At 76.3% G+C, this 7,197-nt stretch carries 3 protein-coding genes and 1 pseudogene; all 4 read right to left on the reverse strand.

What is annotated here, in order from left to right:
* Window positions 1-1,514 (reverse strand): amino acid adenylation domain-containing protein (locus EAD98_RS30275; protein WP_121657359.1); only part of this gene is annotated, 1,514 nt, incomplete at its 3' end.
* Window positions 1,511-3,820: a lantibiotic dehydratase gene (locus tag EAD98_RS30280; protein ID WP_121657360.1), complete on the reverse strand. Its 2,310-nt coding sequence runs from the start codon at window positions 3,818-3,820 to the stop codon at window positions 1,511-1,513. The genes EAD98_RS30275 and EAD98_RS30280, both read right to left, overlap by 4 nt.
* Entirely contained in the window at window positions 3,817-6,882 is a 3,066-nt protein-coding gene (locus EAD98_RS30285) for a thioesterase domain-containing protein (protein ID WP_121657361.1), read from the reverse strand. The genes EAD98_RS30280 and EAD98_RS30285 overlap by 4 nt, the downstream gene beginning before the upstream one ends.
* Window positions 6,879-7,197, reverse strand: a pseudogene (locus EAD98_RS31110) (hypothetical protein); the annotation flags it as partial. The pseudogene EAD98_RS31110 and the gene EAD98_RS30285, both read right to left, overlap by 4 nt.

Raw genomic sequence — 7,197 nt, forward strand, 5'->3', positions numbered from 1 at the left:
AGGGCGGCCACGGCAAGCGCGCGCAGCGCCGGCCGGTCCAGCTTGCCGCTGGTCGGGCTCACCGGCAGGGCGGCGCGGCGCAGCACCCGGGCCGGCAGCATCGCGGCGGTCAGCCGGCTGCCGGCGTACGCCCGCAGCTCGGCGTCGCCCGGCGCGTCCGCCGGAGTGAGGAATGCGACCAGCTCGGCGCCGGCCGGGCCGGGCACCGCCTCGACGGCGACCCCGGTCACCCCGGGCAGCCCGGCGAGCACCGCCTCCACCTCGCCCAACTCGATGCGCTGCCCACGGATCTTGACCTGCCGGTCGGCCCGGCCGAGGTAGACGATCCGCCCGTCCGGGCCGCGCCGGACCAGGTCGCCGGTGCGGTACAGCCGCTCGCCGGGTCGGCCGGAGAACGGGTCGGGCACGAACCGCTCGGCGGTCAGCGCCGGGCGGCCCAGGTAGCCGTCGGCCAGCCCCGGTCCGCCGATCAGCAGCTCGCCGGTCTCCCCCGGTGGCACCGGGTCCAGCGCACCGTCCACCACGTACGCCCGGTGGTTGGGCAGTGGCCGGCCGATCGGCACCGGCTCGGTCTCGGTGGCGCTCAACGGGCCGCTGACCGCGAGCACCGTCGTCTCGGTGGGGCCGTAGCCGTTGAGGAAGCGACGGCCGGGCGCCCAGCGGGCGGCCAGCGCGGCCGGCACCGCCTCACCGCCGCAGAGCACCGTGCGCCAGGCGGGAAGCTCGGCCGGGTCCAGCATGGCCAGCACGGTGGGCGTGATGAAGCCCCAGTTGACCTCGTGCTCCGCGATGAAGCGCGTCAGCCGGACCGGGTCGGCGCGGTCCTCGGCGCCGAGCAGTTGCACCGTGCCGCCGAGCACCAGCGGCACGAACAGGTCCATGGTGGCCGCGTCGAAGCCGAGCGAGGCGATGCCGAGGCTGCGTACGCCGGCGTCGGCGCCGGTGAGCGTGACCACCCCGGTGACGAACTCGACCACGTTGCGGTGGCTGGTTAGCACCCCCTTGGGTCGACCGGTGGAGCCCGAGGTGAACAGCACGTACGCGGGGTCGCCGGGGGTGGCCGGGCAGGGCACGAGGGGGGCCGGGCCGGGCAGGCCGACCGCCTCGACACCGGGCGCGTCGCCGAACTCCGCCTCGGCGGCGTCACCGACCACGAGGGACACGCCCGCGTCGGCGGCGATCCCGCGCAGCCGCCGACGCGGGCCGCCCGGCTCCAGCGGCACGTAGCAACCGCCGGCCAGCAGCACCCCCAGCACGGTGACGACCAGCTCCGGCCGGCGAGTGCCGCACACCCCCACCCGGCTCTGCCGGCCGACGCCCCGCGCGCGCAGCGCGGCGGCCACCCCGGCGGCCCGGGACACCAGCTCGGCGTAGCTGAGCCGGTCGTCCCACTGGCGCACCGCCACCGCGTCGGGGGTGCGGGCGGCCTGCGCGACCACCAGCTCGGCGATCGTCGTGTCCGGCCAGGGCAAGGGCTCACCGGTCACGGCGCTGATGGACAGGATGTCGGTCACCCGTTCCCCCCGGGGTAGCTGCTCGGATCGGTGACGTGCAGACGCAGCTCGCTGACGTAACCGCGGCCCTGCGCATCGGTCACCCAGCTCTCGCCCGGTCCGGGCAGCAGCTCGGTGACGACGACCGCGACGTCCGGCGCGACGCGGGCGGCGGCGTCGGCCATCGCGCACAGCGACTGGGCGTACAGCGGGCCGGTCAGGTCGACGTAGCAGGGCTTGAGCTCGGTGCCGATCTTGACGAACACCCGCTCGGGCAGGCCGAGCCGGGCCCGCCACCGGCGCACCGCGAGGAACCGCTCGCCCTCTCCGGTCACCCCGGCCAGGCCGCTGTCCGCCACGGTGGTCCGCCAGGTGCAGCGGGACACGACCAGCCGGTCGATGGTGATCCTGGGCGTGTGCGGCGCCGGGTCGAGCAGCTTGAAGGCGTCCACCAGCAGCGAGCCGAGCAGGTTGGCGAAGACCTCCACCAGCGGCCAGCGGCTGCCGTCGGGCAGCACCGCCGCCAGCCGATCGCCGGACGGCACCACCCGTACCTCGGTCGCCGGGACCAGCCGGTCCACCTCGCCGCCGCGGGCGGTGTCGATGCCGAGCTGCCGGTCCGCCGGGCCGGTCAGCCCGTACGTGGTGCGGGTCGTGACCCGGGGGAAGCCCTCCGGGTAGAGCACCCGCACCCGGGCCGGACCCAGGTCGGCGTCGAGTCCGGCGCGCAGCGCCGCCGGATCCGGGTGGAACGGCACGAAGACCGCACTGTCGAAGGTGGCGGTGGCCGGGTGCAGCTCACCGAGCACGAGCAGGAACTCGCCGCGGTTCAGCGCGGCCAGGTCGATGGCGCTGATCTGCACGTCCGGGCTGTGGATCCGGGCCGACGGCCAGCCCGGGGCGTCCGCCGGGAACACCCGCCGGGCCCGCTCGGCCAGCTCCGTGCCACGCAGCCGCAGCTCGGGCTGACCGGGCGGCAGCGCGGCCAGACCGAACAGCTCGGCCCAGCGGGCGGTGAAGCCGGCGCCGGCGGCGGCCAGTGGCCCGTCCGGCGCGACCAGCAGCCCCTGGGCCAGCGACCAGACGTCCGCCAGCCGCACCGGCCCGTCGTGGCGCAGGTCCTCGTACAACTCGGCGAGGATCCGTTCGCAGCCGGCGCCGATCTCGGCGGTCAGCCACCGGGCGGCCTGGAGCAGCACGGCCAGCGGCACGGCGAGGGCCTCGAGCACCGCCGCGCCGACGGTGACCGTCAGGTCGCGGGCGGTCTCCTCGTAGACCACGGTGCGGCCGACGTACATCTGACCGGCCTGTCGGGTGGCCGGCCGGCCGGTGACCGCGGTGAACTCCTCGTTCAGCGCGGCCAGCGCCGCGCCGAGCCGGTCCGGGTCGCCGGCCGCCGCGGCGACCTCGTCGCGGGCCGCGCAGAGCCGGTCGAAGCCGGCGGTCACCCCGGCGCGCAGCGTCGGGTCGCCGATCGCGGCCAGCCGGTCGCGCAGCACCTGCTCGGCCCGCGGACTGATCGGCAGGCCGGCGTCCCAGGTCAGCAGGCCACGCTCGACCAGCCGATCGAGCAGCAGGAACGCGTCGTCGCTCGTGCGCAGGCCGGCGTCGCCGTCGGCGTGCACCCGCTCGACCAGCCGCACCGCGGGGGTACGCCCGTCGCAGCGGGCCAGCAACCGCGCCTCCAGCGCGGACAACTCCACCGGCGGGTGCAGCGGCCGGTGCAGCAGCCGGCCCACCACGCTCAGGTGCGGCGGCAACGCCGGCGCCCACCAGCGGCGTACGGCCGGGTCGTCGGCGAGCCGGTCGGCGTACGCGATCAGCGCCCACGCCTCGAAGTGGACCTCCCGCCGGGACACCAGTTCCGGTCCTGGCCGCAGCCGGGTCGCCGGGTCGGTGGGGTCGAGGCTGCCCCAGCACACCGGGCCGAAGAACCCGATGGTCTCGGCCTTGCCGCAGTAGCGCTGCCAGTAGCGCAGCACGCTCAGCTCACGCTTGCGCCGCCGCACGTTGCGCGTCGCCGGATCGGTGCGCAGCAGGCCGTCCAGGGCGATCAGCATCTCCGGGTTCTGCCAGGTCACCGCCTCGCGCACCAGCGGGTCGGCGGCGATCCGCCCGGCCGTCGCCGAAGCGTCGGCCAGCGCCACGGCCAGCGCCTTGTCGAACACCTCGGTGGCGACCTCGCCGGCCAGCAGCGCGTCGGCGGCGTCGGCGGCGTCCGGGGCGGCGAACGCGTCCAGCCCGACCGCCGGGAACCCGGCGGTGCGCAACACCACGTCGCGCCACACCGACCAGCCGGTCTCGCCGAGCGGCAGCCGGTGGCTCATCGGGCCAGCTCCGGCTCGGCGGCGTCCACGATGTGCAGCCGCAGCTCGCTGAAGTAGCGCCGGCCGGCGGCGTCGGGCACCCAGGCGTCGTCCGGGGTGGGCAGCATCTCACTGACCACCAGCGTGACGTCGTCACCGCCGTCGCGGCCGGCCGCCCGCACCATCGTGCAGAACAGGCTGGCGAACGCGGGGCTGCTCAGGTCGACGAAGCACGGCTTGGTCTCGGTGCCGAGCTTGACGTACACCTGCTCGGGCAGGCCGAGCCCGCGCCGCCACTCGCGCACCGCCAGGTAGCGGGCCCGGTCGCCGGTCACCGTCGCCAGGCCGCTCTCCCCCACCGTGGTACGCCAGGTCTGCCGGGCCACCACCAGCCGGTCCAGCGTGATCCGGGGCGTGTACGGCGCGGCGGCGACCAGCTTGAACCCGTCGACGGCGTGGGTGCTGAGCAGGGCGGCGCAGACCTCGGTCAACCGCCAGCGCTGCCCGTCGGCGGCCCTGACGACCAGTCGGCCGGCCTCGTCGTGCACGGTGAGCGCGACGGTGGGCAGCACCCGCTCCTCCTCGGCGCCGGGCGCCGCCGCGAAGGCCAACTGCCGATCGGTCGGGCCGGCCAGCGACTCGGCGACGCGGCTGGTCCGCCGCGGCCAGTCGGTCGGGTAGAGCAGCCGGATGCGACGCGGGCCGAGGTCGGCCGCCAGCGCGGCACGCAGCCGCTCCACGTCGGGGTGCGACGGCGTGACCGCGTAGGTGTCGAACGACGGCCAGGCGGCGTGCAGCTCGCCGAGCACCACGGTGTACTCGCCACGGGCCAGCGCGTCCGCGTCGGCGGCGCAGATCTGCAGGTCGGGGCTGTGCAGCCGGGCGTTGGACCAGTGCGCCGGCAGCGGCGGGAACGCCTCGTCGACGCGGGCGGCCAGGTCCGCCACGTCCAGCCGTACCTCGGTGACGTCCGACGGCTGCCCGGTCAGGCCGAACAGGTCGGCCCAGCGGGCGGCGAACTGCGCGGCGACCGCGTCCACCGGGCGCTCACCGCTGCCCCAGAACAGGCCCTGCACCAGGAACCACAGGTCGGACAGGGCGACCGGGCCGTCGCCCGCCTCGGCGCGCAACTCGTCGTAGAGCTCGCGGAAGACCGCGTCGTACGCCTGCTCCAGCGCGCCGGTCAGCCAGCGGGCGGCCCGCAGCAGCACGGCCAGCGGCGCCGCCAGCTCGTCCAGCAGCGGCGCGCCGAAGACCACGTCCAGGTCCCGGCTGGTGTCCTCGTAGCAGAGGGTGCGGCCGGCGTACATCTGGCCGGCCCGCCGTTGCGGTGGCTGCCCGGTCAGCTCGGTGAACGTCTCGTCGAGCGCGTCCAGCACGGTCCGCAGCCGGTCCGGGTCACCGGCCGCCGCGGCGACCGCGTCCCGGGCGGCGCGCAGCCGGTCGAAGCCGGCCTCGGCGGCGGCCCGGCCCGGGGCGTCACCGATGGCGGCGATCCGTTGGCGCAGCACCTCTTCGGCGTGCGGGGTCACCGGCAGCGCGGCGTCCCAGGTGATCAGCTCCCGCTGCACGAGGCGGTCCAGCAGCTCGTACCCGTCCTCGGGTCGGCGCAGCCCGATCGACTCGTCGGCGAGCACGTCACGAGCCGGGCGGCGGCCGTCGACGGCGGCCAGCAGCGCCGCCTCGACCGGGGACAACGGCACCGGGGGCCGGCCCGGTCGGCGCACCTCGCGGCCGGCGAGGCTCAGGTGCGGGGCGAGCCGGGGGGCCCACCACCGGCGCACCGTGGGGTCCGCACCGATCCGCTCGGCGTACGCGGCCAGCGCCCACGACTCGAACCACACCCAGCGCCGGCGGGTCAGCGCCGCGCCCGGGCGCACCTCGGCGGCGGCCGGCAGGTCGGGGTCGATGGTGACCCAGCAGCTCGGCCCGAAGAAGCCGACGGTCTCGTTCTTGCCGCAGTACCGCTGCCAGTACTTCAGCAGCGCGCGTTCCCGTTCCCGCCGGCGCACGTTGCGGGTGGCCTCGGCGCCACCGCGGACCAGCCCGTCCAATGCGGGCAGGGCACCCCGGTTCTGCCAGGTGACCGCCTCCCGCAGCAACGGGTCCGCGGCCAGGTCGGACAACTGGCCGGCGCTGGCGAGCACGGCCTCGTCGAATTCCTTGTCGAACTGCTCGACGCCGGCGCCGGTGACCAGCAGCTCGTCGGCGGCCGCGGCCGCCCGTGGTGCGGCCAGCAGGGTCAGCCCGTCGGCCGGAAACCCGGTGCTGCGCAGCAGGGCGTCACGCCACACCGACCAGCCGGTGTCACCCAGCGGCACCCGGTGCCCGCCTGCCTCCGGGGCGCCTCCGCCGACGGCCGCGCGCAGGTCGGCGCGGATCGTGGCGGCCAGCGCGGGTAGCGCGTCGTGCAGGAAGAAGTGCCCGGCGTCCAACTCGTGCAGGGTGAAGCCGGCGGTGGTGTGCTCCCGCCAGGCGGCGCTCTGCTGCCGGGTGACCGCCCGGTCGGTGCGACCGCTGAACGCCACGATCGGCACCGGCAGCGGGGCTTCCGGCCGGTAGCGGTAGCCGTCCACCCGGTCGAAGTCCGCGCGCAGCAGCGGCAGCAGCAGCTCGACGAGTTCGGGGTGCTCCAGCAGCCCGGCGGGGAGCCCGCCACCGGCCTCCAGGCGGCGCAGCAGCTCGGCGTCGTCCACCTGGGACAGTCCGTCGAAGACGCTGGGCGCGTTGACGTGCGGGGCGCGGGCGCCACCGATGTAGAGGCGCAGGGGCAGTGGCCGGCCGGTGCGGCGCAGCTCGCGGACCACCTCGAAGCCGACCCGGCCGCCCATCGAGTGCCCGTAGATGGCGTACGGCCGGTCGGCCCGCTCGGCGATGGCCCGGGCCACGTCGGCGATCTGGAATCGCGGGTCCTCGCTGATCCGGTTCTCGCGGCCGGGGAGCTGCACGGGCAGCACCTCGACGTCCGGGCCGAGGCGGTCGGGCCAGTGTCGGAACGCGCTCGCGCCGGCACCGGCGTAGGGCAGGCAGAACAACTGCACCGGTGCCGGGTCGCGGCTGCCGGCGGAGATGAACCAGTTCACCGCACGCCTTTCTGAGGGGGGTCGATCCAGTACCGCTGCCGCTGGAAGGGGTAGGTGGGCAGCGAGGTCCGCCGGATGGTGCCGGCGGGATGCAGGGTGGTGAGGTCGACGTCGTGCCCGGCCACCCAGTCGCCGGCCAGCTCGCGCAGCGGCCCGGGTGTGCCGGTCACCCGCGCGTCGGTGGCCAGCACCTCGTCGAGGGCGGCGACCGCGCCGGCCGGGTCGGTGGCCACCACGGCGGCCCGGTGACCGAACACGCGTCGGCCCAGCGCCAGCGTCGCGGCCACCTCGGCCAGCGCCGGGGTGGCGCTGGGC

It is taken from the genome of Micromonospora sp. CV4, from assembly GCF_003667455.1.
Classification (GTDB): Bacteria; Actinomycetota; Actinomycetes; order Mycobacteriales; family Micromonosporaceae; genus Micromonospora.